Annotated in this window: 29 protein-coding genes; 13 read left to right on the top strand and 16 right to left on the bottom strand. The window is 41.4% G+C overall.

The annotated features are described in order from the left end of the window. Nucleotides 1-5 precede the first annotated feature (5 nt). The 3 genes from ACC612_RS13380 to ACC612_RS13370 form a co-directional block, all read right to left on the bottom strand. The gene (locus ACC612_RS13380) at nucleotides 6-530 is read right to left on the bottom strand and encodes a flagellar protein G (protein WP_371855082.1); all 525 of its coding nucleotides are present in this window, start codon (nucleotides 528-530) and stop codon (nucleotides 6-8) included. Nucleotides 531-594: 64 nt separating this feature from the next. Further along, nucleotides 595-1026 carry a hypothetical protein gene (locus tag ACC612_RS13375; protein ID WP_371855081.1) on the bottom strand — a complete coding sequence of 144 codons (432 nt, stop codon included), beginning with the start codon at nucleotides 1024-1026 and terminating at the stop codon, nucleotides 595-597. After that, nucleotides 1016-2281, bottom strand: coding sequence for a FlaD/FlaE family flagellar protein (locus tag ACC612_RS13370; RefSeq protein ID WP_371855080.1), 1266 nt, complete (start codon nucleotides 2279-2281; stop codon nucleotides 1016-1018). Before ACC612_RS13370 ends, ACC612_RS13375 begins: the two co-directional genes overlap by 11 nt. 173 nt (nucleotides 2282-2454) lie before the next feature. Between ACC612_RS13370 and ACC612_RS13365 the strand changes: the two genes are divergently transcribed. After that, on the top strand, nucleotides 2455-3471 hold the full coding sequence (locus tag ACC612_RS13365) for a methyltransferase domain-containing protein (protein WP_371855079.1): 1017 nt from the start codon (nucleotides 2455-2457) through the stop codon (nucleotides 3469-3471). A gap of 14 nt (nucleotides 3472-3485) precedes the next feature. On the opposite strand, the gene ACC612_RS13360 is transcribed toward ACC612_RS13365, so the two are convergent. Both ACC612_RS13360 and ACC612_RS13355 read right to left on the bottom strand, forming a co-directional pair. Next, nucleotides 3486-3854, bottom strand: coding sequence for a response regulator transcription factor (locus ACC612_RS13360; RefSeq protein ID WP_371855078.1), 369 nt, complete (start codon nucleotides 3852-3854; stop codon nucleotides 3486-3488). Nucleotides 3855-3953: 99 nt separating this feature from the next. Continuing rightward, nucleotides 3954-5057: a response regulator gene (locus ACC612_RS13355; protein ID WP_371855077.1), complete on the bottom strand. Its 1104-nt coding sequence runs from the start codon at nucleotides 5055-5057 to the stop codon at nucleotides 3954-3956. A gap of 184 nt (nucleotides 5058-5241) precedes the next feature. Between ACC612_RS13355 and ACC612_RS13350 the strand changes: the two genes are divergently transcribed. Then, nucleotides 5242-7044, top strand: coding sequence for an ATP-binding protein (locus tag ACC612_RS13350; protein ID WP_371855076.1), 1803 nt, complete (start codon nucleotides 5242-5244; stop codon nucleotides 7042-7044). Between the two features lie 49 nt (nucleotides 7045-7093). On the opposite strand, the gene alaS is transcribed toward ACC612_RS13350, so the two are convergent. Then, the gene (gene alaS, locus ACC612_RS13345; protein WP_371855074.1) at nucleotides 7094-9868 is read right to left on the bottom strand and encodes an alanine--tRNA ligase; all 2775 of its coding nucleotides are present in this window, start codon (nucleotides 9866-9868) and stop codon (nucleotides 7094-7096) included. A gap of 247 nt (nucleotides 9869-10115) precedes the next feature. Between alaS and ACC612_RS13340 the strand changes: the two genes are divergently transcribed. The 4 genes from ACC612_RS13340 to surE all read left to right on the top strand — a co-directional run bounded on the left by ACC612_RS13340 (nucleotide 10116) and on the right by surE (nucleotide 12556). Beyond that, entirely contained in the window at nucleotides 10116-10391 is a 276-nt protein-coding gene (locus ACC612_RS13340; RefSeq protein ID WP_371855073.1) for a hypothetical protein, read from the top strand. Nucleotides 10392-10867: 476 nt separating this feature from the next. Further along, nucleotides 10868-11143: a hypothetical protein gene (locus ACC612_RS13335; protein WP_371855072.1), complete on the top strand. Its 276-nt coding sequence runs from the start codon at nucleotides 10868-10870 to the stop codon at nucleotides 11141-11143. Nucleotides 11144-11249: 106 nt separating this feature from the next. After that, the gene (locus ACC612_RS13330; RefSeq protein ID WP_371855071.1) at nucleotides 11250-11666 is read left to right on the top strand and encodes a hypothetical protein; all 417 of its coding nucleotides are present in this window, start codon (nucleotides 11250-11252) and stop codon (nucleotides 11664-11666) included. Between the two features lie 104 nt (nucleotides 11667-11770). Further along, nucleotides 11771-12556 (top strand): 5'/3'-nucleotidase SurE, encoded by a 786-nt coding sequence (surE, locus tag ACC612_RS13325; RefSeq protein WP_371855070.1) that lies wholly within the window; start codon nucleotides 11771-11773, stop codon nucleotides 12554-12556. 20 nt (nucleotides 12557-12576) lie between these two features. Here surE and ACC612_RS13320 read toward each other — a convergent pair whose 3' ends face one another. Then, nucleotides 12577-12729, bottom strand: coding sequence for a hypothetical protein (locus tag ACC612_RS13320; protein WP_371855069.1), 153 nt, complete (start codon nucleotides 12727-12729; stop codon nucleotides 12577-12579). Nucleotides 12730-12731: 2 nt separating this feature from the next. Next, nucleotides 12732-13658, bottom strand: a complete 927-nt coding sequence (gene moaA, locus ACC612_RS13315; protein WP_371855068.1) for a GTP 3',8-cyclase MoaA — start codon at nucleotides 13656-13658, stop codon at nucleotides 12732-12734. An 83-nt stretch (nucleotides 13659-13741) separates the two neighbouring features. Here moaA and ACC612_RS13310 point away from each other — a divergent pair, with 83 nt between their 5' ends. From ACC612_RS13310 to ACC612_RS13300, 3 genes are read left to right on the top strand one after another with little or no spacing between them, the layout of a single operon-like run. After that, the gene (locus tag ACC612_RS13310; protein WP_371855067.1) at nucleotides 13742-15055 is read left to right on the top strand and encodes a cobyrinate a,c-diamide synthase; all 1314 of its coding nucleotides are present in this window, start codon (nucleotides 13742-13744) and stop codon (nucleotides 15053-15055) included. A 55-nt stretch (nucleotides 15056-15110) separates the two neighbouring features. Beyond that, entirely contained in the window at nucleotides 15111-15992 is an 882-nt protein-coding gene (gene htpX / locus ACC612_RS13305) for a zinc metalloprotease HtpX (RefSeq protein ID WP_371855066.1), read from the top strand. Then, a complete protein-coding gene (locus tag ACC612_RS13300) occupies nucleotides 15992-16555 on the top strand; it encodes a hypothetical protein (protein ID WP_371855065.1) in 564 nt (187 codons plus the stop codon). Before htpX ends, ACC612_RS13300 begins: the two co-directional genes overlap by 1 nt. A 30-nt stretch (nucleotides 16556-16585) precedes the next feature. Here ACC612_RS13300 and ACC612_RS13295 read toward each other — a convergent pair whose 3' ends face one another. From ACC612_RS13295 to ACC612_RS13270, 6 genes are all read right to left on the bottom strand, one after another. Continuing rightward, complete coding sequence (locus ACC612_RS13295) at nucleotides 16586-16864, bottom strand: hypothetical protein (RefSeq protein ID WP_371855064.1); 279 nt, start codon at nucleotides 16862-16864, stop codon at nucleotides 16586-16588. Further along, entirely contained in the window at nucleotides 16861-17559 is a 699-nt protein-coding gene (locus ACC612_RS13290) for a PspA/IM30 family protein (protein WP_371855063.1), read from the bottom strand. The genes ACC612_RS13295 and ACC612_RS13290 overlap by 4 nt, the downstream gene beginning before the upstream one ends. A gap of 77 nt (nucleotides 17560-17636) precedes the next feature. Next, on the bottom strand, nucleotides 17637-18695 hold the full coding sequence (gene priL, locus ACC612_RS13285) for a DNA primase regulatory subunit PriL (protein WP_371855061.1): 1059 nt from the start codon (nucleotides 18693-18695) through the stop codon (nucleotides 17637-17639). Nucleotides 18696-18698: 3 nt separating this feature from the next. Beyond that, a complete protein-coding gene (pcn, locus tag ACC612_RS13280) occupies nucleotides 18699-19436 on the bottom strand; it encodes a proliferating cell nuclear antigen (pcna) (protein WP_371855059.1) in 738 nt (245 codons plus the stop codon). A 102-nt stretch (nucleotides 19437-19538) separates the two neighbouring features. After that, nucleotides 19539-19853: a transcription factor S gene (locus ACC612_RS13275; RefSeq protein WP_371855058.1), complete on the bottom strand. Its 315-nt coding sequence runs from the start codon at nucleotides 19851-19853 to the stop codon at nucleotides 19539-19541. Further along, entirely contained in the window at nucleotides 19831-20247 is a 417-nt protein-coding gene (locus ACC612_RS13270) for an NUDIX domain-containing protein (RefSeq protein ID WP_371855057.1), read from the bottom strand. Before ACC612_RS13270 ends, ACC612_RS13275 begins: the two co-directional genes overlap by 23 nt. Nucleotides 20248-20308: 61 nt before the next feature. On the opposite strand from ACC612_RS13270, the gene artA reads away from it, so the two are divergent. Genes artA through ACC612_RS13250 form a run of 4 tightly spaced genes read left to right on the top strand, consistent with a single transcriptional unit; the run spans nucleotide 20309 to nucleotide 22786 of the window. Then, nucleotides 20309-21127 (top strand): archaeosortase A, encoded by an 819-nt coding sequence (gene artA, locus ACC612_RS13265; RefSeq protein WP_371855056.1) that lies wholly within the window; start codon nucleotides 20309-20311, stop codon nucleotides 21125-21127. Further along, nucleotides 21128-21745, top strand: coding sequence for a phosphatidylserine decarboxylase (locus tag ACC612_RS13260; RefSeq protein ID WP_371855055.1), 618 nt, complete (start codon nucleotides 21128-21130; stop codon nucleotides 21743-21745). After that, nucleotides 21742-22422, top strand: a complete 681-nt coding sequence (locus ACC612_RS13255) for an archaetidylserine synthase (protein ID WP_371855054.1) — start codon at nucleotides 21742-21744, stop codon at nucleotides 22420-22422. The genes ACC612_RS13260 and ACC612_RS13255 overlap by 4 nt, the downstream gene beginning before the upstream one ends. After that, nucleotides 22415-22786 (top strand): dihydroneopterin aldolase family protein, encoded by a 372-nt coding sequence (locus ACC612_RS13250; protein ID WP_371855053.1) that lies wholly within the window; start codon nucleotides 22415-22417, stop codon nucleotides 22784-22786. Before ACC612_RS13255 ends, ACC612_RS13250 begins: the two co-directional genes overlap by 8 nt. Before the next feature lie 22 nt (nucleotides 22787-22808). Here the strand turns inward: ACC612_RS13250 and hisC are convergent, their stop codons facing one another. After that, nucleotides 22809-23891, bottom strand: coding sequence for a histidinol-phosphate transaminase (hisC, locus tag ACC612_RS13245; RefSeq protein WP_371855051.1), 1083 nt, complete (start codon nucleotides 23889-23891; stop codon nucleotides 22809-22811). Continuing rightward, nucleotides 23878-25035: an acetylornithine transaminase gene (locus ACC612_RS13240; protein ID WP_371855050.1), complete on the bottom strand. Its 1158-nt coding sequence runs from the start codon at nucleotides 25033-25035 to the stop codon at nucleotides 23878-23880. The genes hisC and ACC612_RS13240 overlap by 14 nt, the downstream gene beginning before the upstream one ends. Nucleotides 25036-25059 lie beyond the last annotated feature (24 nt).

The raw sequence follows: 25059 nt of genomic DNA, 5'->3' as shown, positions 1-25059 counted from the left end.
TATAATTATGTTTTAAAGCTCATGGATCCGGACTTGCCATTCTCGGCAGCAATCTTAACCCGGTGATCCCCGGTACTGAGAGCCGATGACATTGTTGTATTAACAACCAGTACATCGCCTGGCCGCCAGATAACATCTCCATCTATTACGTCACTCTGAACGTTCGAAGGCTCTATGAGAACTCCATCTATCAGGATGGTGACAAACTCTGTATTAAGCTCTGAGTCCCCTGTATTCTTTGCATAGAATGTGTAGCGTTTCTCGTAACTGTCATAAGGTATGATCTCAGGGTCATTAATTATGGTAATATCTGTGCGCATTTGATCTGACAAAACTTTGCTTCCTGCATAGGTAGCTCCTGTAATAGACTGGATATTCACAGAAAGAACAGCAATAACACCCATGGCTATGACAACTGCCGCTATGAAAAATATCATATGGGTTATAGCAGTTTCACCTGTTCTGTCTGCAAAGAACTTACCTGATTGCCCTGTACTAAACACTGTTCTGTCAACTCTCAAGAGGATCAAATATACTAAGTAAACAGCAATAATATATAATTATTAGTATATATTAATTCCTGAAAACAGAAATTCAAACGCTATAAGAATAGTAGTCACAAACCCCATTTTTAGTCACGAGTTTTACCCTGTGATCACCAAAACCTGATAGATTATAGACATTTAGGACTGCATAAGTCTCTGGAGTCCATGTTGTAATGTTACTTACACCTGAATATGATACGTGAACGCCATCAATGAGAATATCCAGTTCATCAGACCTCAAAGTTTCACTGCCTGTATTGAGAACCATCAGAGATAACTGGTAAGTAGAATTATGAAAGACAGCATTTGATTCAACGATCTCTACATCCGTTTGCAGTTTTTTGCTCAGAAGTGAAAAATGCTCATCAAGAGAACTTGAAAGCAGATCATTTGAAGAACTGATAGTTGAATAAGATATTGTAGCTATGAGTATTGCAGACACCAAAAAAATGGTTACTACTACAGATGTCTCAAAGCCCATAGAGTTCCTCCAGTCCATGCTTGACCTTTGACATTTCTCTGTCAATACTGCTCAGCATGTTCTTGTCTATCTTGCGGCCACATAACCTCTCAATGAAAAGCAATGATTTAGTATGGTCTTCTGGGAGAAGGCGCCATGTAGGCTTCTCAACGTAATAGTCGATTCCCCTTGCATAGGCCATTATTTCTGAGCGTACATTATCGCTTATCCAGCCAATATCAACGTAATAGTCAAGAGCGTCCATCAGATTGTTTCTGCCCACTCTCTCCATCAGGAATTCAATCCAGTTGAGAAGAACAACAACACTTGTGGGATCCTTGCGAATAGCATCCAATCTGACCAATGGATTCTTTTCTTTTGGTTTTTCCTGATTATCAGGATTTGATCCTTCAGAAATAGTAGGTTCCCCAGAGTTAGTCACCTGATCAGGAGATTGTTTCATCTTTGCTCCATTCTTTTCTATATCTTCCACCTTAAGAGCAAGCTTACTGATAATTTCGGAAAGCTCCAGAATGTTATTATCGATAAGCGCGTTTTTTTCTGAAAGCTCCTCTGTTTTTGCGGATATCGTATTGATACTTTCGTGCATCATTGCCATTGCATCTGCAAACGCATCAAACTTTGTCTCCATATCCTGCATCTTTTCACTAACTGTATCTGCAAGCCCTGGAGAACTTATACGCTGTGAGAATGAATCTATATCGTTCTTCAGCATTACAAGCATATTTCCAACTTCATTGATCCTTTTTTCAGTTTTGTCGAATCTCTCAAGTGTTGCCCTTCCACCGGCATCATCGCCTACAAAGGGATTGACCTGGTTAGAAACGATCTCGTATAAAGATAACAGTTCAAGGATGTTTTTATCCATCTTTGAGACTGTTTTATTCACTTCTTCATTCTCTTTCTGAACCATTGAGAGGTTCACTTCTGCTTTTGAAAGCTTACCTTCAAGTTCCTTTATTTTCTTGTTGCTTGCTTCAAGTGCAGCAGCGTCAACCGATGGTTTCTCGGCTACAGGTTGCATTCCAGGAGGGAAGCCGCCTGGGGGACTTGCTATTCCAGGTGGCATACCAGGGGGTGAAACACCCTGTAAAGGAGGCATACCAGCCTTTAGATCAGGTACAACTCCAAGACCAGGAGGAGCATTGGAAAAAGGATCAGTGTTACCACTGAAAGGAGAATTGGATGATTTCTTCTTCCCTCCTTTATTAAGAAGAGAAGTTAGATTCTTGATCTTATCGCCAAGCCCTGCCATTATAGACCTTTTAGTTTGCTTGAATTTGTATTCTTATACTAATCAGGATTACTATAGTGGAGAGATGTATATATCCTATATTATATAATAATATTGTACCTAAATACTACATTTCACCGCACTTCAGACAGATCGGTTTAAATCTATTGACACACCTTAGTGATTTGATCCAGGTGACTAAAAAAAAGAATTTTGAAAAGCAGTTATATTCTGATGAAAATGGACTGCGGTTTGCAACACCTTGGCCAGCGGCCGCATATAGGGCAAAGAGGCTTAAATGCTCCAGTCTTGCAGACATAAGCTGCGGCATTGGAGGGCAGACAGTATATTTTGCAAAGGAGTGCGAAACAGTCTATGCAATTGAAATTAATCCTGCTAAGCTTGATCTTGCCAGGAAGAACTGTAAACTCTTCGGCCTTGATAATGTAGAGTTCATCTGTGGGGATGCAATCTCTCCAGATGTGATTGCACAAATCCCTGAAGTTGATATTGTATTTTCTGACCCTGCCAGAGCGGCAGAAGAAAAAGAACGAGACATAGATAATCTAACTCCACACATACCCGATGTATTGGAAGCTTATTCCAAAAAATCAAGCAATTTCGTTTTTGAAGCACCTCCACAGCTGCCCCCTGAAAGAATACCTTTTGACTGTGAACTGGAATATTTGTCTCTTAATGGAGAACTAAACAGGTTGGACCTGTATTTTGGAGATCTAAAAACTTGCAGCAGATCTGCAGTGTCCTTGCCGGGAGCAGTGAAATTGTGTACAAAAGAAAATCTCGGCGAAATTGAGATGAACAGTGTATACAAGCCGGGAAAATACCTGTATGAACCAGATCCAGCCCTGATAAAAGCTGAATTGCTTCCAGAGCTGGTTTCACAAATGCGAAATCAAAATGTAGAACTATTCAGGATGGATGACAAACGGTTGATGCTTACATCAGATAAAGCTGTGGAACATCCTATGATAAAAAACACGTATAAGGTAGTGTTCAATGCAGAGTTTGTACCTGAGAAAATCAACAAAGAACTAAAAAAGAGAGGATATGGCAAAGTACTGCTTCGGACAGAAATAGACCCTGCTCAATACTGGGACATTCGTAATAGGCTGGAAATGAACCTTAAAGGGGATAGAAAGGTCATTCTTTTTGCCAAAGGCAGAACTTCTTATATCTGCGAAAAGATATAATTAAATTCACTTTTTTATTTGGTCGCTTTGTTTTTCAAAGAAATGAGGCGATGAATCCGTTCCACCAGATCTTTCCTGTTAAATGGTTTTGTAATGTAATCATCTGCTTTTAAAACATGAATACCACGCATTTTGTCAAATTCCTGATTTTTGACCGTAATTATTGCTACAGGAATTTGAGGATCTTTTTCCTTTATTTTATGAAAGGTTTCCCAACCATTCATTTCAGGCATCATCAAATCAAGCAGAATAGCATCAGGTTCGACTGTATCCATATGTTCCAAGCATTCAATACCGCTATGAGCCCCTACAACATCGATATTCTCATATCCTAATACCAGCTTTAACAGATCAATAGTGTCTGGCTCATCATCTACTACCATTACTTTAGGACACATCCAAATGGCTCCGGAAAATTGAAGAGCATCAATGTTTTAACAATGTGTTTATGCATTTTAACAAAATATAAAACTTTGCCTTGATCACTCTTCTTCAACCCAGCCATATCGACGCATGACCATTCGGATCCTGGCATTGACCTCACGCTTATCAAAAGGTTTGGCAATATAATCATCAATGCCCAGTTCCATGCCGCGCACCTTATCCTCTACAGCAGTCTTGGCAGAGATCATTATCACTGGAATAGTAGCCGCTGTAGGGCTCTGCTTAAGGTGTTCTACCACCTCGTATCCATCCATATCGGGCATCATTATGTCAAGAAGTATCAGATCGGGCCGCTCCTTCAATGTGGTTTCGATGGCTTGCTGCCCATTATATGCAACTACAAAATCATAAGGTTGACTTGCAAGCGAAAGCTGCAGAAGATCTGGTATATCCGGTTCATCATCGACAATTAGGATCTTAAGACGGCCTCTCTTTAATTTCTTCTGTATGTATTCGAAAGATAGTTTGCCATCTTCAACATGGAACCTTGCATCAAGAGTTTGCATTCCTATATCTGCATGGATTTCGCCTATACTTGTGAGTTCAACAATTATTTCAAAGAAGGACTTAATAAGTGCTTCTGATTCGGCTTTGAGAGTATCCTTTCCTAATATGGCAATTATAGAACCATTTTTTTCTGAAACTTTTGAGCGAACGAAATTAATGAAGGTTTCCACAACTTGCATGTTATCAGTGCCTAGCACTGTCATGCTATCGATAACTAACAGAGAACCGGGAAACTTTTCAAAGAGCTGCACGATATGAGAGGCTATTTTTGTATGATCGGATGTAGAAGAGAAATAGAGAACACCATCTGATGGTTCTTTTCCAGCAGAAAGTAAGTCAATGAACATGATGCGCTCGGGATCAAAATAATATTTATATTCCTGGAACTGCGCCAGCACTTTATCTTTGGGTACTTTCAGGCAAAGCCAGACCACTTTTTGTTGAGGATCGCTTTGCAGCAGATCAGATACATAAAAATAAACAACACGTCCTACTGCAACATCTACAGGAGCAAGAAAAAGAACAGTTTTTGACCTGAGGCCATCTTTGAAGACATGAATTATTTCGTGTGTCTCATCTACATTCATCATATTTACCTTGTATAATATATTAGCAATTATCTGTTCTGTTCTCATATTAAACTTTGGTACTCGATATAGTTACACAAAAAAATATTAGCATTAAAAATATAAACTATGAATATAATTTAAAGTATACTTTTCAGTGAAAGCTGAGATTTAGGGCAAAACAATACAAAAGATAGGATCAGTGATACCTAAGGTATACTGAGGTTCATAAGTAGTGAATTGTGTATCATAAATGTCCGGCAAGAAAAGTGGCCCCGAAAATTGTGAACCATATGCGCAGATCATTGCAAATCGATTTTTAGTACTGGTTGGCATCATATTTTTAATAGGAACTTTGGTCACAGTATCTTATAACATCCAGAAATATTCCATGGAAAAACAAACAAAAGATAGTGTTCTAGACATAGCGGAGGTTATGGAGGAAGAGTTCACCCGTTTATTTTTAACAAACGATACAAATGAGATACAAAGTATAATTGAAATCATCTTGTTGAATGAGAACAAAATTGATTATATTTATGTTACAGATGTCAGTGGAAACACAGTTGCATGGACAAAATCCAACGAAAAAAAAATCCTTCTGAAAAATGTAGGTAGTTCCCGTCTTTCTTTTGTAAGCCTGCAACCAAATTACAAAAACTATGAGATAACAATGCCTATAAAAGAGGGCACCCTGGGAACGATACATATTGGACTCCAGGAAAGTGATTTTTTGGGATATGTAATTGATTCCCCCCGCATATTACTAAGTTACATATTAACTCTGATAATGACTATTTCTTTGACATTTTATGTTATAAAAACGGTCTTTTTCGGACCAATTTATTCTTTTAACAAAGGACTTGATGAATTAAGCAAAGGGAACTTCAATTACTTAGAGGAAATGAGGAAAAAAGAAAAATCATCCGAATTTTCTGGCATCTTCATTGAGATCGGAACAAAAATGCAATATCTTGTCCATGAACTCCAAAAGATGTCCGAAAAGGTGCTGGAAACCCAGGATTACCTGGATGTGATAACATCCGTAAGCAACGAAGCCATTTTCATCACAGATGAAAGTGGATGTGTAGAATATGCAAATGAACATTTTTTGAGCCTCACTGGATTTGCAGAAGAAGAAATAATTGGAAAACAAATAGAGCAGTTCATTTTTTCATGTAATGAATTATCCTGGCAACTGAAAAAGACAAATGTTCACAATCACTGCAGTAACCAGCCTGAAACAGATCTGGTCTTAAGAAATGGAACAAAGAAGCAAGTTATGATCAGGCATGCACATATTGACCTCAATGACAGAAATAAACTTGTATTTTTGATCAAAGACATTTCTGAGCTTACAATTGTTGACGAAATGAAAAACAATATAATTTCAAATATATCTCACGAACTGCGGACACCCTTGACAATAGTAAAAGGATTCATAGAAATAGCGTATGAAGAAGAAAATAAAGAAAAGCGGAGCGAGTATCTCCAGAGATCACTTGAAGCCTTGAAACGGCAGGAATGGATGATAGAAGACCTTCTGGAAGTTGCCAAGGACGAAGAAGACGCAAAGTCGATTGTTTATAATAGCATATATTTATATGACGTCATTGAGAAAGCAATTGGAAAAGTGCGATCTAAAACATCAGAGATCAATATTCATGTGATAAATCAAACACGAAAGGAAATATACGTCAAAGCTGATCCTGAAAAACTGTGTTATGCAATAACTAAGATTTTAGACAATGCTGTAAAGTTCAACAGCCCTGGCGAGGATGTAATTGTAGAGGCAGCATGCTTGGAGAATGTCATAACTGTAAAAGTTGTGGATAGAGGAATAGGTATACCACCAGAAGAACTCACAAGAATATTCGACCGCTTCTATCAGGTAGATTCCGGTACTAAAAGAAGATACAATGGAAATGGCCTTGGCCTTACCATTGCTAAAAGCATCATTGAGCGTCACGGGGGAAGAATATGGGCAGAGAGTGAGAAAAACAAAGGAAGTACTTTCTTCTTTACTTTAAATGGATTTTCCAGAAAAAGTGTATAGAAAAAAGGTGATAGAAATAATCTACCACCGCATTATTCAACTGTAGCGATCATTTATTCAAAGAGGCTTTTACCAAAGATATGCCTGCTTCCATGGCTTCTGCTGCTTTTGAGGCATCAGTACCGCCACCACGGGCCATGTCCGCACGTCCTCCGCCACCGCCCCCTACCATACGGGACATTTCACGTACAACCTTTCCGGCATCTGCGCCTTTAGCAACAGCTTTTTTACCAGCAGCAGCAACTACTTTGACACCTTCAAAGTCACTGATAAGCAGAGCCATAACATCATCGTCTTGGGCAAGCTCACCTGCTATCTTCACAAGTTCCTCGGTATCTGCATGGTCCACACTCTGTGCCACAAGTTTTACCCCGCCAAGGTCCTGAGCCTGGCTGAGCATCCTTACCACACGTAGCTGCGCCATCTCCTCCTTGAGCCTTACATTCTCTTTCTTGAACTCTTTCCATTCGGCGAAGAAACGATCAATCGTTATTGGCAGCTGCTCTGGCAACACCCTCAGGGCATCTGAAGCAGTGGTGAGATAGTAATCTGCTTCCTGCATAGCCCTGACAGCCGCCATGCCTGCAGCATACTCTATACGCTCAACACCATCCTGGATACGCTCGGTTTTGAGCACCTTTATGGGTCCTACAAGACCTGTATTTGTGCAGTGGGTACCTGCACATGCCTCGATATCATCAGCGACTTTCAGCACACGGATCATATTACCTTTTGGGACACCGCCCTGGTAAAGACCAAAACCATACTTTTGCTCAGCCTGGTTCCGTTCCATCCATTCGGCAGTAACTCTCTGGTTTTCCATGACGGTCTTATTGGCCAGAAGCTCTATCTGGTTAAGCTGCTCTTTTGTAATACGCTTGTAGTGAGTAATATCAAGACGCGCCCTGGTCTCCGTCTTCTGTGCACCAGCCTGCCATATATGATCACCAAGTACCTTCCTAGCAGCATCATTGACAATATGAGTAGCTGTGTGATGGCATGCATGTGCCATGCGGCGGTCCTTATTAACCCGGCCTGTCACAATATCACCCTTGCGCAGATGCAGCTCATTCTCCATAGCGTCTATCCGGTGCAATACCACACCTTTTACGATCTGGACATCCACTACTTTCAGAGTTACATCTTCAAGAGAGAAGGTACCATGGTCAGCGGGCTGTCCGCCACCCTCCGGATAGAAAAGAGTGCTATCACATACAATATAATTGTCGAATATATCAAGTACTACAGCTTCAAACTCCATCCTATTGGGTTCATCGTAGAATAACCTCTTAGTAGGAGGAAGACGGGATACGTGATCTGCATGAGGGAATACCTTTTCTTCTTTTTCCTCTGCTTTGCTGTGTCTTCCTGCCACAAGGGAATAGAAATTATCGGGAAGGTCTACTTTGACACCTTCTTCGATGGCAACCTCTTTAGATATTTCAGGTGGGATACCATGAGTATCATACATCTCTATGATCTTCTCAAGAGGCATTTTTTCCCCTGTCTGCTTGTAATGCTTGGCAGACTTACTGATCATCCTCCTTCCTCTTTCCAGTGTTTCCTGGAATTTTATCTCTTCATGGCGGATGATATCCTCAATCACTTCGAACCTTTCAGCGAACTCAGGGTATTCCGGCAGGTTCTTCATATGCATTTGTATGATCTCACTGAGAGGAATGGATATATTCAGATCCTTCATCATGCGAAGTGTCCTTCTAAGCACAAGCCTTGCCAAGTAGCCAGCTTTCACATTTGATGGAATAATGCCATCACCAAGCATAAAAGTAAGGCATCTGCTGTGGTCAGTGATAGCATATACTGTTTCCACAGGTTCCATAATAGCTGAAAGCTTTTCAGCAGTTGTACCTATACTGGAAGCTACCTGCTTGCGCAATTCCAGAAGGTTTGCCTTCTCGCTTACATCCATAAGACCTGCAAGCCTTGCATTCTGGGCAAGGATATTTGCATATTCAGGATTTGCAAGCTCATGTTCTATGCCAGCAAGGTTCATGAGCTCATTAACGATGTTGGGGAAAACCGCATCGTAAATAGTCGGTGAACCCTTGGAAGCCCAGACGAAACGCTCAAGGCCGTAACCTGTGTCCACGATATAATTGTCCATCTTGCGGTACATCTCACCTTTTATTTCAATGGGCCCATCTTTTACCTGTTCCAGATTCATGAAAACCAGAGTGGCAACTTCCAGTCCACCTACCAGTGTTTCCACACATGGGCCAGCGTTTCCACCTCCTGCCCACGGCTCTTCTTTATAGGTTACTGCCATGGGGTCAACACCCAGAGAATTCAGCAGTTCATCACAAAGCCCCACAGTCCGATCTTTCCAATAGATCTCAGCGTTTGGCTTGTTGAATGCATGATGAGCCATCATCTCAAAAGTCGTAAGATGTCGGCCACTTCTGCCTACTGCATCAAGGTCAGAAAGCCTGATACATGGTTGAGATATCGTAAGAGGATTGTGTGGAGGAGCAACCTCACCCGATGTAACGAATGGCTGAAAATCAGCTATAGAGGCTATGGTAAGGTATATATCATCTCTCCAGCGGGCTACTACAGGATATCTGCCCATTCTGGTATGGTCTCTTTCCTCAAAGAACTTGAGGTAATATTCCCTCATCTCGGCAAGATCGAAACTCTTTTTGAACACCGGATTGCCTATAAAAGAATAGGGATCACATGGTGCATCGCCGCATGTAACCCTTTCAAGGTCACGGGTCCAGAAGAATTTGCCACATTTAGGACACTGTTTTCTGACAAAACCGTTATCCTTGAAAAAATCAAGTTGATATTCATCTTCAAGCATAATAGTACCATCTGATAATTGAAACGCGTTTTAATCATATCACCTATCTTTCAAGGCTTAAAAACATTTCTTATGACACTTTTTAGTTCATGTATTAGTTTGCAGAACAAACCAATTAGATTTAAAGAAGAATACGTTACTAAAGACATTGCGTGCACATATCAGGAATCTGTATGAACATAAAATGTGAAACATGGACATCAAGTTTAAGTGTGCGAACATGAGTATGCGTGTGTAGTGATGACTAATGGAAGCAAAAAGATACATGTCATTGGTTTTTAGAGGAATAGTGGAAGAATATGATAATGCCGGAGTAAGACCTTCCGTGTTTATGGACGGCAACGGTAGTTTACACGTATACCTAGGTGACAGTATAATTCCAGATGAAGAAGAGAATTGTGGTTCTGAGACAGATTTTTCCTACCAGGTTAATGGTGGACAGTTCGTTGAAACCATCTGCACACCAAAGAGCATAGAAACTCTGAGAAATAAAACAGTAATGGAAGAAGACTGGTCAAAATAAATATTAATTTCCGGGTCATATAACCGGAGATTTATTGAGTTCCATTGACAAACGACATTTACGCATTACTGTAGATCTGTTGCCATTTATCCATATCTGCAGATTAGTAAATTATATAAAATATAGATATATTATTAAAAACGACAAACCTTTTTATAAAGATAATTTGTGCCAGTGAACTCACCAATTATCCTTCTCATTCTGGTATCGCATTTTTCTCGAAGAATTTTAGGTAATGTGTTTACCTAAGCGAGACCAAAATTCGCTATGAACGCTGATAATCTATAGAATATGATCTGAAAAAGCCAATATCCTTGAAAAATTAAGCTTGTGTTTACCTTCAAAAATAATGAAAGAATTATGCATTGCTAAAGACACTGTATGTACACATGTGAGGATAATACGATCATGAAATACGAAATGTGGCCATTATGTTTAAATGCGTGAACATTGGTATGTCAGTATAGTGATGGCCGATGGAAGCAAAAAGATACATGTCATTGGTTTTTAGAGGAATAGTGGAAGAATATGATAATGTAGGAGTAAGACCTTCCGTGTTTATGGATGGTAACGGTAGTTTACACATATACCTATGTGACTGCATAATTCCAGATGAAGAAGAGAATTATGGTTCTGAAGTAGATTTCTCCTATCAGGTAAATGGTGGGCAGTTCGTTGAAACTGTATGCACACCAAAGAGCATAGAAACCATGAGAACTAAAACAATTATGGAAGAAGACTGGTCTGAGTAAATGTTACTTATCGAGTCATAAAACCAGAAATTTGTTGAGTTCCATTGGCAAACAAAATTTGGAAATCCCTTTAAGTTTGTTGTCTTTCGACCCTGGATGTGAGTAGATGGATTATAGAAAATTTAGCCGTGTACTTAAAAACGCCAAACAGGTTTATCGAGAAGATTATGTAAAAAAACTTTTTAAATCAGCACATTATGATATTGGCCTTTTTGAAGAGCAACTGAGCGAATTCAATAGCAGTCTGACATACGGAGAGAACAGAACTGCCAAAGAATATATGGACAGGACCATTATAGCTCAAGTGCTTGATGATGCGTCATTGCTATTGGAAATTATTAGCAATAATCCAAAAATATCCAGCGAACATAATCGGGAAATAGATGCAATAATAGACAGGCTTGAAGAGATTCGTGATGAGATAGAAGTCATTGAAGAAGTCAAGATGATGGCCCAGATGCAGGACAAAGAAGAAAACCAAGAGCAAGATCGGGGTCATAGAAGAATGTATGTGAATGTGTAAAGAATGTGCAAACACACACCACAAAGCATCCGTTCTAAAATACAACTGGTTTTGGATTGATTTCATGGATTAGTTTTAAGGCATGGTCGTACAAAGATGACCCTATGCCAAAAATATTGCTTACAAATGATGATGGTGTCTACTCTGCAGGCATACGGGCAGCGTACCGAAGTGTACAGGAAATAGGAGACGTAACAGTATGCGCACCCTCTATGCAACAAAGCGGAGTTGGCAGGTCAATATCTATATTTGAACCTTTAAGGATAAATCAGGCTACAATCAACGACATGACCGTCTATGCCGTAGGTGGTACCCCAACTGATGCAGTCATACTCGGGATATTCGCCGTTATGAAAGAAATGCCTGATCTCATTTTATCTGGATTTAACATAGGAGAAAACATCAGCACTGACACAATAACCACATCCGGAACCATAGGTGCTGCTCTGGAGGGTGCCAGTTATGGGATACCCGCTATTGCTGCTTCCATACAGGCAAAGGAAGAAAAGGACAAGTTCGACGATAATTGGGAATACGACCATGATTTTGAGGTTGCAGTAAAGGTTGTGAAAAGGATTGCAAAAAATGTGATCAAATATGGACTACCTGAGCATGTAGATCTATTAAATGTAAATATTCCGCATCAGGTAGAAGAGGACACTCCAGTAGATATCACACGGCTCGCCAGAAAAGTATTCAAAACTGCTGTGGAAGAGAGACGTGATCCAAGAGGCAAGCCCTACTATTGGATAGCAGGGGACCTGATAACGGAGGAAGAAGAAGGCACAGATGTACATGCCATTTCACAGAAAGGGCATATCTCGGTCACGCCGATCTCCCTGGATGCAACATCACCAATTGATTTTTCAGAAATAGAACACCTGCTCTAAGCAGCTTTAACTCTGAATTTTTAGCATCTTTTTATTTTTACTACAATCTCGCCACAATCTTCCTCTACTCCATTCAATGTGCCAACAGCACCAATTACAGTACCTGCGAGAATCCTTTGTACAAAATTGTTTATCTCAATATCCTTTCCATCGACTGTTAACTTCACTTCCATGATCATGTCTCCTTTTGTTTTCCATAAAATGGAACCCTTCGGCTTACAGCAAGCCTGAAAAGATCAGGCATTTCCTCTACAGAGGCATGGGATACATCTACAAGATTATCATTTACAAGCAAACAAGGCCGAAGCTTTCCGTCTGCTGTCACACGCAACCTGTTACAGTTTGCACAGAACTCCGTATTGTCCACAGGCCTGACGAATTCAACCTCGGCTCCGTCAATGAGATATTTTTTTCTTCGATGCAATTCTCTGACCCGGACACATCCTGCCTTAAGCTCAAGCTCCCGTTCGATCTCATCCACATCTACATGATAGCAGGCCACATCCCTGAAATCCATAAGCTGGATCAGTTGTAATATAACATCTCCATGGAATTCCCTTGTAAAGGAAAGCATCTTCTCAACCTCATACTCATTCACATCTTTGAGGAGAACCATATTTAATTTTACAGGTGTCAGGCCAACATCCACAGCAGCATGTATACCGTCCATAACCTTTTGAAAGATACCAGCCTTGCACTTGGTAATATGCCTATAGTTCCCCTCATTAAGCGAATCAACGCTAATATTTACCCTGTTAAGACCAGCAGTTTTTAGAGACTGAGCGCGTTCCTTGAGCAGGACACCATTTGTTGTCATTGACACATCTTTTAGAGGCGGCAATGATACCAGTATTTCCTCCAGATCATTGCGTAGTAGAGGTTCTCCACCTGAAAGCTTGAGACGGTTTACCCCAAAACCAGCAGCAACATGGACTATATTGGAGATCGTTTCCACTGACATCTCCCCTGTGGAACCCGTACTTCCTTCATTGTGACAATAGATACAATTAAGATTACAACGGTCAGTAATAGACATCCTCAGGCTCTTTATGGTACGGCCATAAGCATCCCTGAGAAACTCCGTTTTATGTGAATCATTCATACTAGAGATATCCCTTTTTTAGAAGACTTTAAGCATTTTAGTCAACATACTGATATATATAAGTTACACATACAGTAAAAATCATGACAAAAGCGGTACTGATTGCAGGAACTAACAGCGGTGTCGGAAAGACCACCGCCTCTATGGGTCTGATGGCTGCACTAGTCAAAAGGAACATGCAAGTTCAGCCATATAAAGTTGGTCCGGACTATATCGATCCGTCGTACCATACAGCTATCTGCAAAAGGACATCACGCAATATGGATACTTTCATGATGGGGATTGAAGGAGTCAAAAGGGAATTTGACCGTACCTGTGGAGATGCAGATATTGCAGTCATCGAAGGTGTTATGGGACTTTTTGATGGAATGAACTCCTCTGAGGTCGCAAGTTCTGCACACGTTGCCAAATCCCTTGATGTGCCTGTAATCCTAGTAGTTAATGTCCACGGAATGTCGCGTAGTGCCGCTGCTATTGTAAAAGGTTTCTCAGAATTTGATCCGGAAGTGGAAGTTGCGGGCGTGATCCTCAATAAAGTAGGAAGTCCAAAACACACAAAAATGATCAAGGATTGTATTCCGGACATACCTATTGTAGGAAGCCTGCCACGCAACAAGGACATAAGCGTGCCTTCCAGGCACTTGGGATTACACATGGCCTTTGAATGCGAGTTCGATACCACTGAACTTGCGGGGTTCATTGAAGAAAATGTTGATATAGATGCAATTTTGGGGCTTGCCAGAGAACCAAAGACTGATGACCAGCAGGAAAAAGAAATACCAGAGGCCGATCTGAAGATAGGAGTGGCCATGGACAAAGCATTCTGCTTCTACTATGCAGATATGTTCGATGAATTCAGGAGAAACGGTGCTGAAGTTATCTTCTTTAGCCCTATGGCCGGAGAACTTCCGGATGTGGACGGCATGTATTATGGCGGAGGTTATCCTGAACTCTACCCATGCGAACTTGAAACTTCTGCAACTACAAAAGCCTTAAAAAACCTTTCTGCAGATGGAATGCCAATCTATGGAGAATGTGGAGGATTGCAGTACCTATCTACATCTTACGAAATAGATGATGTCACCTACAAAATGGCAGATCTATTCCCGGCACGCACCGTACTTACAAAGAAGCTTCAGGCATTGGGCTATACTGAGGGTTATGCACACGGACCATTCATAAAAGGACCAGTTAGAGGACATGAATTCCACTATTCAGCAACCTATTGTGACAATGATGCCCGGCTTACGTTCGAGATGAAACGCGGTAAGGGAATAAAAGACGGATGGGACGGTATCGTGGAGCACAAGTCCCTGGCATGCTACCAGCATGCTCATCCAGTGAGCTTCCCTGTAAAGGACTTTGTGGATATGTGCAGAGAATATAAGCGTAGATGATATATGCAGATGGTCACATCCTACAAACAACATTCATTGATAGGAGTATATCTCCATGAGAAAATGGAAACATGATATAGGATTAGAGAGCAGAATGCTGCTTACCATGTTCTTGCTGGGAGCTGTATATCTGTTCTTCCTGGTATTTCTGGCTGCTAGTGGCACAGATTCCATGTTCATACTTCTGTTTGCAGGAGTAATGATGTTCGTACAATACTACTATTCTGACAAGATGGTATTGTGGACATCAGGAGCTAGAATCGTATCTGCAAGCGAGGAGCCTGAACTCCATGAAATCATCACAAGGCTGTGTGCGATCGCAGATCTTCCGGTGCCAAGAATAGCCATCATGAATACTATGATGCCTAATGCTTTTGCAACTGGCAGGAATCAAAAGAATGCAGTTGTTGCTGTTACTACAGGGCTTATGCGTAGCCTTGACAGAGAAGAGCTTGAAGCTGTACTGGGACATGAACTAACCCATATCAAAAACCGGGACATGACAGTACTAACCATAGCCAGCTTCCTTTCTACGGTTGCTTTTTTCATTGTAAGATATGCATTGTACTTTACCGGAGGGAACAACAGGAGAGATGGAAATGGAGGGCTCATTGTAGTATGGATTGTTTCAATGATAGTGTGGGTGATAAGCTTCCTGCTCATACGCGCCCTTTCAAGATATAGGGAATTCTCTGCCGATAGAGGAGCTGCCATTATAACCGGAAAACCTTCAAAGCTTGCATCTGCTTTGATGAAAATAAGTGGTACAATGCAGAGAGTACCATCTGAGGACTTGAGAAAAGTTGAAGGCATGAGTGCCTTTTTCATCATTCCTGCAATATCCGGCTCTTCAATTATGCAACTTCTGTCAACACATCCATCCACTGAAAAGCGCATAGCTGCACTTGAGAAATTAGAAAGGGAGCTGGAGTTCTGATGGGGTTTCTTGACACCATACTTGGAAGGAGCAAACTCCCAAAAGCAAAAACCGAGAGATTGTTTGCCATTTCCACAGCCAGTATAACCCTGGAAACAAACCTTGGAATTAAACCAGCTACAGTGGCAGGAATCTGCTTTAAACCCATTGAATCGTCCCGTTATGAAACAGCTCGCACTGAGATCGAAGATCTGTTAAAATACAGTAGTCAGGAAACAGGAACATCATACAAGCTCAAAAAAGATGAATACAATTTTTTATGGGCGATCCTGGAAGACCCTGATTTTGAAGACATTGTCACCAACATACATCTCGTAAGCCAGACAATGATAGAACATGGTTTCGGTGAACAGCTTCTATGTGCTATATATAAGTTCCGGGGAGAAAATACCGTATATTGGATATACAATTTCAAGCAGGATAGTTTTTACCCCTTTGTGCCTAAAGGAAACAAAGAGAGAGATAATTCTGTAGAATTCCGGCTCAAATCCCTGATGGAAAGGGAATTGCCCATCGAAAAAAATGTAGAGAAATGGTATCCTTTATGGGGAATACCTTTCTGATTTTTCTTATTTAGTAGTTTAGTACGTAATTTAGTCCTCAAAGATACCAGTGCCTGTGAATACATCTTTTGCTTCTGCAAAGGTCAGATCCTCAGGAGGCACTATGACATCTGACTCAACTATCTCTTCAGCACCAAGAACCTTACCATTCTGTTTGACCTTAGAGATAAGAGCTGCCAGATCTTGCTTGTAGGCCTTTTCATCACCTTTAGTCACGTGATCGACTATGCGATTATCAATAGCGTTGAGGTCATCATATAGACTGCTGGGAACTTTGTACTGCCCCTGCCCCATGATACGTATAATCATTTGCCTACCTCCTGTTTGAGTTTTGCCAGTTCTGCATCAACAGAGCTCTGAGAACTTATCTTTGAAAGCTCACGATCAATATCATCCTGCCTGCCGGTCACATCTTCCAGTGTGCCTTGTTCTATGAGCTCGTCAAGGGCTGCAGAACGTGCTTTCATCTGTTCGGTCTTGTTCTCTGCCCTTTCCATAGCAAGTCCTACATCAGCCATTTCCTCACTAATGCCTGAAATAGACTCGTTGATCTTGACCTGGGCTTCTGCAGAGGAATATTGTGCCTTGATGGTTTCTTTCTTTGTCCTGAATATTTCTACCTTTGTGGACAAACGCTTTTCTGCAGCCACAAGTTTCTCCTGCTCCTGGTTCAGGTCTGCGATCTGCTGATCAAGCCCTTGTACCTGCGCTACAAGTGCAGCCTTGCGCTCAAGAGCGAGCCTTGCAAGATCTTCTCTGTTAGCTTTGACCGCGTCTCTTGCCTGCTGGTCCAGCTTGTCTATGCTTTGCTGTAACTTGGCTTTCTGTAGTTCAAGGCGTTTCTTTGATGTTGTGACCTCAGCAACTCCCCGTTTTACATTCTGGAGTAACTCTAACTGTTTTTCATAAGAATAATCAAGGGTCTCCCGGGGATCCTCCATCTTATCGGCGATCTTGTTCATTTTGGCTTTAATAACTGTGCTCATACGATTGAATAAGCCCATATTCTCCCTCCTTATGGTTTCATATAAAGATATTCGCTTTACTTAATAAATGTTAGGAAATCACTTCACAGAGGATACTACGTAGTATCATGCTCTGATGAGGGAGGTTGCTGTGAACCCTCATTCTTGTGTTTAAACCATGTCTTACGCCTATAATAGTTAAGAGGATGCTTGATCCTGCTGCATAGTTCATCTGCACCGTAACAGTTACCATAAGTGCGCATAGTAGAGCAGGAGGGTGGCTTATATTCTGTGCCGGATGAGCCTGAGATATGTTCAATCTGGTACCTCGTCTTCTCAATATCAAAGTCAGGAGATACATTGAACATAGCAATAATATCATCAACAGACATACCCACATTGCGCAGGAAGGAAGTAAGAGCAAAACGCATAGAATGCGCCAGATTGACACCTGCCCTCACGTTGGATATGGCATGCACCATGCACGGAGGGAACATACTACTTTCCACTGCACCGAAATCTCCTGAGCCAAAAGTTTCCTTCATCTGCTGTAGCTCAGTCTGTATAGGCGAGAGATATTGAGCACACATCTGACAAATATCTTGAGGTATATTCAGAGGAAGAGAGCTCTGTATCCTATCCCGTATAGCTTCCTGCAGCAACCTTGCAAGCTCTTCTTTTGAGATATAAACGTGGCCTTTCTGTATCTTGCGGTTAACAAGTTTCCATTCTAATGCTTTCATAGAACTTGCAAGCCTGATATAATCCGTGAAATGGATATCGAACTCATGATCACGAGGAATCACATCAACACGAAAATCAGATGCAATAGAACATATAAACTCAGAGGATTCTAAACGCAGAAGCTCATAACATGAAACCGCCTCTGCAAGTGCGTACCTGCGTATAAGGAAATTATCATCTATACAGGACACCAGTATTCTGGAAAAAGGATATGAAAGCAATTCAATGAGAATTTTGCTCTCATCGGAAACTAAAAGCTGGGGTTTATAGATTTCACCTTTCAAGGCCTGAAGTACTCTTTCAACCCCCCTGGAACGGGCAGAGTCCATGGCTCTAGAGGTGATCAGCCTTTCCAGGCTGAAACCTAGACCTGATACATAGGATGAAGCTTCCGTAATAAAGGGATAAAGAGCAAGGTCCTTTTCTTCCATAGATCAGTCTGACTCTATCCTTGGAGCAAGCAGGTAGCTGATCTTGCCTGCACCTTCGGCAATAATAAAGCTTATTCTTATTGGATAGTCCCTTCCCAGTTCAAGAGTGACCTCGTTTGATTTAGAAGCTGGCTTGACAATATCAGAGAGATAATCCAGTGAGAACAAAGAACGTGCATCTCCTGATTTAAGGTCTATCAACTGGTCCCTGGGCATTTCCAGGCGCACTTTGTCAGTATCGCCTTCTGCTTCCATATAGAAAATTTCCTCATCCACACCAAGAGACATGTGGTCACTGATCTTCTCAGCTGCTTTGACAGCTTTCTGTAGTTCCTTGCCATTAAGAACGACTTCAGCAGGCAACTCTAGCTGTGGTATACGCGGTTCCGCACGGATGGTAGAAGGGTCCAGTAAAGACAGGGTGTAAGAGAAGCCACCTATGTGTATGGACATTTTCTGGGACATTTCATCCAGTTCAAGAGTGGCTTTTTCGTTCTTTTCTGCTACTCCAAATATATCATTGATCTTAGTAAGGTCCATGCCGATCTCACAGTCATCGGCAGCATAATCATCAAAAGCACTTGAGGCAAGCTCAAAACTTACCATGGCCACGTTTGCCGGATCCACTGCTCTTACAGAGAGCCCCTCAGTGGATATCCTAAACCTCGCCTCATCCACGAGTACAGAAAGCGTTTCTATGGAACTTTTTAAAATATCCGCGTCAATCGTTGCCTTGAACATATTAATTCTCCATCCAGTATCTGAATAACCACTTCATTATATCCTTTAACTAATAAAAGTTTCCTATATAAAGAACCATAATAATGCGGCTTGAGATAATTCTTAGTCGTACTCTCTCCATGTGGCATTACATTTGGTACATTTGAAGAAACGCGTTTCAGATTCATCAGCTGACCTGAGCTGCCTGAGCCACCAATATGCAACATTGTGCCCACATTCAGGACATCTGGTTGATGTAGTGGGAAGACCCTGATCAAAATTTTCTTCCAGAACAGTGACTTCACGGTCCTTGCGCTGGGATTTAGATACAAGATCATCAGATGCACCTTCGGTGCCTTTCACATGGCCACACTTCTTACACACGAAAGAACCCTGGACCGGGAACATCATGCACTTACATTTTGGACAGAACTCCATTTATATCAACTCTTGCCTGTTCTACTATATGATTGTGATCGAAAGCCAGTTTAGGTATGCCATCTATTGAGAATAGTGCGACTTCTGCCGCATCAGAACCTGCTTTCAGGATACCTGTTCCCTTTGCGAGATAACATATAGATACTGTATGCCCTCTTGGATCACGCGAAGGTTCTGAATATACCCCAAGCAACTTAACTATTTCTATAGACAAGCCTGTCTCTTCCAGAGCTTCCCTCACTACAGCTTGTTCAGCAGTTTCCCCCACCTCTACGAATCCACCCGGGAGAGCGAACATGCCCTTAAAAGGGTCGTTTTTACGCTTGACAAATACAATGCCTGAATAATAAATAATGATTGGATCTACTGTTAAAAGAGGGGTTACCGGTTTCATAAGACAACAAGTTTATTATGGCTGACATGTATATAAGTCCATACAATAACAGGTGCTATTAATGCTTACCTTACTATGGATATCCATCTCTTTAATGTTACTAAGTGCCATTCTACCTGTGAAAAATGGTTCTAAAAGAATAATAGGGGCTTTTGGATGGAGTATATTCTCCCTCCACTGGCTACGCCAGCCCTTCCACTATATTGCAATAGACGACTATGTCAATGTAGTACTCACTATTTCAATGGGCATATTTTGTATCTTAATAGCTTATAGAATGTTCATTGAGTACACCAGTAAATACACTCCAGTGAAACAGCAAATAGACATCACATATATGGCTACTAATGCCATAGCCATTGGATCAGTGTTCTATTACCCCTTTGCAGAGATAGCATCCCTCAATGAATGGCTGATCAGTACAGTTACAAATAATATTATGTGGGCACTAAGTACGTTAAACATTACTGCCTATAGGACTGGCAACATGATAACATACAACGGCCACACTGTAGAGATCATCCTGGGATGTACGGCCATCGAGAGCATTGCTCTTTTTATGGGCCTGATAGCGTCTGTGAATGCGCCGTTAAAAAAATTACTTGCAGCATTCATGGCATCTGTTCCAGTCATCTATATACTTAATATATTAAGAGACGTATTTGTAGTAATCGCATACGGCGAAATGTGGTTTGGACCTAACAGCTTTGAGATTGCACACCATATGATAGCAAAGGCGGGTTCAGGAGTTGCTCTCTTCGTGATCGCATATATGGTCATGCGCATACTGCCTGACATCCTGGAGCTCATTGATGGTCTTTGGGACATGACCGCTGAACAGATGCATAATTTAAGGAAGAAAGTTTTGGGAAATAATTAAATGCTTGCTAAAGGTTCAATTCCTTGGATATTTACTACTTTTACGATTACAATTTGCTTTGCAGTAGCTACCTATGTTACAGAATCCATATACGCAAAATCTGGAATGATAATTGGAATCGTAGCAATTCTATTCTTTATAGTATTTTTCAGAGACCCTGAACGTTATTATTCGGAAGAGGGCGAGTGTATGATATCTCCTGCCGATGGCAGAATAGTAGACATAAGGGGTAGGAAACTTTGTATTTTCATGAATTTTCAGAATGTTCATGTGAACAGGGCACCATTGAACGGAAAGGTCACTGCAATAGAATACAGAAAAGGTGGGTACATACCTGCTTTTTGTAAGGACTCGCATAGGAACGAGAGGCAACACATATTTATGGATACCGAACACGGACAGGTAGAAGTGGTCCAGATAGCAGGAACCATCACCAGAAGAATAGTGCCTTATGTAAAAGAAGGAGATGTGATGGAAAAAGGACAGCGCATCGGAATGATCCGATTCGGATCCAGAGTGGATGTTACGGTTCCTGAGAACTTTATGATAGAGTGTAAAAAAGGCGATAAAGTATATGCCGGTAGGACCGCTATAGCCAGATTAAAGCCAAAGGAGTGAGTGGCATATTTGATACTCTGAAATTGCCTGATGTTGTCACTCTGCTCAATGCATTGTGCGGCTTTGGGGCGATCGTTGCAACACAAAATGGAATGCTTCAATTGTCTTGCATATTGATACTTATTGCTGCAATTGCCGATGGCCTTGACGGCACTTTAGCCAGATATGCCGGAGGAAGTGAAATAGGAGGAGCACTTGATTCTCTGTCAGATGTAATTTCTTTTGGAGTTGCACCAGCAATAATTATAAATGGATACATTGGGAACAAATACTTTACACTCATAGCCGTTTGCTTTTATCTTCTCTGTGGAATACTTAGGCTCGCAAGATTTAGCACATCCAAATACGACAATAATTTCTTTAAAGGATTGCCAATTACAGCAGGCGGGATTACAGTTGCTGCAGTCCTACTGGTTAGCAAAGGACAACTACAACCAATAACAATGGAAGTTGCAAGCATAATATTAGGGTTTTTGATGGTTAGCAGTATACCTTACATGAAAGTAAGAGGTAAAGAGAAGACTCTCCCATTGACCATCATCTTCGTTATTCCCATATTGAGTTATTTCCTGCAAAAGGATTACATAAGCGCACTTGCATCACCTTTACTGTTGATAATGATGTTGTATATCATTTCTCCAATATTCATAAAGAACAAGGAAAACATACATGAGTGAAAAAAAGAGCATAAATGAAAGGGACAATGCACTATTTGAAGCCGGAATAAAGCTTGGAGCATTATACCATCAGTTCAGTGGTTCACCTGTGAACCTGAAAACAGTAGACAGTCTGGAAAAAGCAATAGCACAGAGCATATCTGTGCAACCGTACGTAAAGAGCATAACGGTTAGCATCGATAGAGAAATAATACGTTCGAAACTAAATAGCGAATTTGGATACTGCGAACTGGAAGGACGTATGCTGGATGTCAATCTGATCATGAACTACGAAAATGTAATAGTAAAAGCTTCTCTCAAATTCGACAGGAAATTGGATTATCCTTTAATGAAAATAGAAGAAATATCGGATATCCCTCAGTAAAGGGATATTTAAAACTGATATGTTATACTGATCTGAATGCGTTTACAACACGCATATTTTGCTCTTTTGTTCCAACGGTTACCCTGATCAGAGAAGGACCTGCACCTTTGAATGAGCGGCAATCCCTTACAATAATGCCTTTTTCAAGAAGCTTCTCGCAGACTTCACTGGCATTGAGAGGAGATACATCCACAAGTACGAAATTGGCCATGGAATCGTATACCTTAAATGGTATTTGTTCCTGCAAGTATTTGCGTCCTTCTTTGACCATTGCAATGCTCTTTTCTATATGCAGCTTGTCAGAAATAGCGGCTACACCAGCCTTAACTGCTGGAAGACTTACATTGAAAGGAGTTGCTATCTTCATATATTCTTTCTTAAGCCAGTAAGGCATTATCCCATAACCTAACCGTAAGCCAGCAAGTCCAAATATCTTAGAGAATGTCCTGCCAACAACCAAATTGTCATATTCCATCACAAGATCTGTGATACTGTGGTCGGCAAATTCTACATAGGCCTCATCCACAAACACTAATCCCCGGAAAGACTCAAGGAGAATTCTTACATCCGACTCCGGTACCACATCACCCGAAGGGTTATTGGGTGAACAGAGGAAAACAACTTTGGTCCTTGAAGATACGGCTTTTTGAATAGCTCCAATATCAACAGTGAAATCTCCTTTCCTTTCCACATATACAACAGAAGCCCCATTTGCACGGGCAGCTATCTCATAGTAAGAGAAAGTAGGTATTGGAATTATAACCTCGTCGCCTTCCTTGATGAGAAGGCGCATCAGGTTATCAAGAAGGCCGTCCATCCCGGGTCCTGCAGCACATATACTGGAAGTCGGAATATTGAGATAGATGCTTAAAGCGTCTACAAGTTCACCTGCATCTGCTGAAGGATAAAGGTGTACCTTCGAGGCATATTCCAAAATAGCCTGAACTGCTTTTGGAGAAGGACCTAATGGGTTCTCATTGGAACCCAGTTTTATGATAGAAGCCGGATCAAGACCGTATTTTTTCGCTGTTTCCTCTATGGACTTTCCCGGCACATATTCTGGAATATTGCGTATATTCTCATCAATAAGTTCAAGCCTGCTCAATTACTTCTACCACCCTGTCAATCTGGTCCTTAGTGATCACAAGAGGTGGAGCGAGGCGTACGACCGTTTCAGAAGTACTGTTAAGCAGTACACCATTATTCTTGGCATATTCCACTATTTCAGTGCAGTTGCGCTCTAGTTCCAGACCGATCATAAGACCACGGCCGCGAACCTCTTTAAAGCCTGAAATACCTGCTTTCCTTAACTTGTCCATGAAATAGTTTCCAAGCTCAGTGGCATTCTCGAGGAGCCGGTCGTCTTTGATTGCTGCGATAGAACCAAGGGCAGCAGCACATGCAAGTGGATTCCCACCAAAAGTAGAGGCATGCTGACCCCTGCTAAATGCTATACCTTTTTTGGCAACGATTCCACCCATAGGGAAACCTCCTCCCATGGCTTTTGCCATACACATTATATCGGGCTGGATACCAAAATGGTCCTTACAGAACCATTTACCGGTCCTGCCAAAACCTGTCTGCACCTCATCAAAGATGAGAAGTATGCCATGCTCATCACATATACGGCGCACTTCCTGCAGATAACCTTCAGAAGGTACATGGACACCGCCTTCTCCCTGAATTGGCTCAATTATAATAGCAGCCGTTTTTTCAGTGATGGCTTGTTCCATTGCATTGGCATCATCATAGGGCACAAATATCTCTTCCTGCACCAAAGGCCTGAAGGGAGCCCTGTACATCTCTTTGTAAGTGACCGAAAGAGAACCCATTGTACGACCATGGAAAGACCTTTCTGCTGCTATGAACTCTGTTTTTCCCGTTGTGACACGGGCCAGTTTCATTGCAGCTTCCACTGCTTCAGCGCCTGAATTACAGAAGAAGGCACGTTCCATACCTGTTAATTTTATAAGTTCTTCGGCCAGGTTTGCCTGAACCTCTGTATAATATAGATTTGAAACATGTATGAGCTTCTCTGCCTGAGACTTTATGGCCTCTACTACTTTAGGATGACAGTGTCCTACATTATTGACCGCTATGCCTGCCACGCAGTCTATGTACTCCATACCGTTTATATCACAGACTACTGCGCCTTTTCCACTGACAAGTGCAATCGGCTGGCGCCCATATGTCTGCATGACATGTGCTGCATCTTTCTGTACGATGCTTTCGTAATTTATGGAAGACATGGAACACACCTTTGTTAATTACAG

The sequence above is a fragment of the Methanomethylovorans sp. genome (assembly GCF_041447285.1).
Taxonomy (GTDB): domain Archaea; phylum Halobacteriota; class Methanosarcinia; order Methanosarcinales; family Methanosarcinaceae; genus Methanomethylovorans.
This window is presented reverse-complemented; position numbering and strand designations above follow the sequence as displayed.

Excerpts from the sequence above, each read along its gene's own strand:
- ACC612_RS13375 (WP_371855081.1), bottom strand. The coding sequence starts at position 1,026 with ATGGGCTTTGAGACATCTGTAGTAGTAACCATTTTTTTGGTGTCTGCA.
- ACC612_RS13370 (WP_371855080.1), bottom strand. The coding sequence starts at position 2,281 with ATGGCAGGGCTTGGCGATAAGATCAAGAATCTAACTTCTCTTCTTAAT.
- ACC612_RS13360 (WP_371855078.1), bottom strand. The coding sequence starts at position 3,854 with ATGGTAGTAGATGATGAGCCAGACACTATTGATCTGTTAAAGCTGGTA.
- ACC612_RS13355 (WP_371855077.1), bottom strand. The coding sequence starts at position 5,057 with ATGAGAACAGAACAGATAATTGCTAATATATTATACAAGGTAAATATG.
- ACC612_RS13350 (WP_371855076.1), top strand. The coding sequence starts at position 5,242 with ATGTCCGGCAAGAAAAGTGGCCCCGAAAATTGTGAACCATATGCGCAG.
- alaS (WP_371855074.1), bottom strand. The coding sequence starts at position 9,868 with ATGCTTGAAGATGAATATCAACTTGATTTTTTCAAGGATAACGGTTTT.
- ACC612_RS13340 (WP_371855073.1), top strand. The coding sequence starts at position 10,116 with ATGGAAGCAAAAAGATACATGTCATTGGTTTTTAGAGGAATAGTGGAA.
- ACC612_RS13335 (WP_371855072.1), top strand. The coding sequence starts at position 10,868 with ATGGAAGCAAAAAGATACATGTCATTGGTTTTTAGAGGAATAGTGGAA.
- ACC612_RS13330 (WP_371855071.1), top strand. The coding sequence starts at position 11,250 with ATGGATTATAGAAAATTTAGCCGTGTACTTAAAAACGCCAAACAGGTT.
- surE (WP_371855070.1), top strand. The coding sequence starts at position 11,771 with ATGCCAAAAATATTGCTTACAAATGATGATGGTGTCTACTCTGCAGGC.
- ACC612_RS13320 (WP_371855069.1), bottom strand. The coding sequence starts at position 12,729 with ATGGAAGTGAAGTTAACAGTCGATGGAAAGGATATTGAGATAAACAAT.
- moaA (WP_371855068.1), bottom strand. The coding sequence starts at position 13,658 with ATGAATGATTCACATAAAACGGAGTTTCTCAGGGATGCTTATGGCCGT.
- ACC612_RS13310 (WP_371855067.1), top strand. The coding sequence starts at position 13,742 with ATGACAAAAGCGGTACTGATTGCAGGAACTAACAGCGGTGTCGGAAAG.
- htpX (WP_371855066.1), top strand. The coding sequence starts at position 15,111 with ATGAGAAAATGGAAACATGATATAGGATTAGAGAGCAGAATGCTGCTT.
- ACC612_RS13300 (WP_371855065.1), top strand. The coding sequence starts at position 15,992 with ATGGGGTTTCTTGACACCATACTTGGAAGGAGCAAACTCCCAAAAGCA.
- ACC612_RS13295 (WP_371855064.1), bottom strand. The coding sequence starts at position 16,864 with ATGATTATACGTATCATGGGGCAGGGGCAGTACAAAGTTCCCAGCAGT.
- ACC612_RS13290 (WP_371855063.1), bottom strand. The coding sequence starts at position 17,559 with ATGGGCTTATTCAATCGTATGAGCACAGTTATTAAAGCCAAAATGAAC.
- priL (WP_371855061.1), bottom strand. The coding sequence starts at position 18,695 with ATGGAAGAAAAGGACCTTGCTCTTTATCCCTTTATTACGGAAGCTTCA.
- pcn (WP_371855059.1), bottom strand. The coding sequence starts at position 19,436 with ATGTTCAAGGCAACGATTGACGCGGATATTTTAAAAAGTTCCATAGAA.
- ACC612_RS13275 (WP_371855058.1), bottom strand. The coding sequence starts at position 19,853 with ATGGAGTTCTGTCCAAAATGTAAGTGCATGATGTTCCCGGTCCAGGGT.
- ACC612_RS13270 (WP_371855057.1), bottom strand. The coding sequence starts at position 20,247 with ATGAAACCGGTAACCCCTCTTTTAACAGTAGATCCAATCATTATTTAT.
- artA (WP_371855056.1), top strand. The coding sequence starts at position 20,309 with ATGCTTACCTTACTATGGATATCCATCTCTTTAATGTTACTAAGTGCC.
- ACC612_RS13260 (WP_371855055.1), top strand. The coding sequence starts at position 21,128 with ATGCTTGCTAAAGGTTCAATTCCTTGGATATTTACTACTTTTACGATT.
- ACC612_RS13250 (WP_371855053.1), top strand. The coding sequence starts at position 22,415 with ATGAGTGAAAAAAAGAGCATAAATGAAAGGGACAATGCACTATTTGAA.
- ACC612_RS13240 (WP_371855050.1), bottom strand. The coding sequence starts at position 25,035 with ATGTCTTCCATAAATTACGAAAGCATCGTACAGAAAGATGCAGCACAT.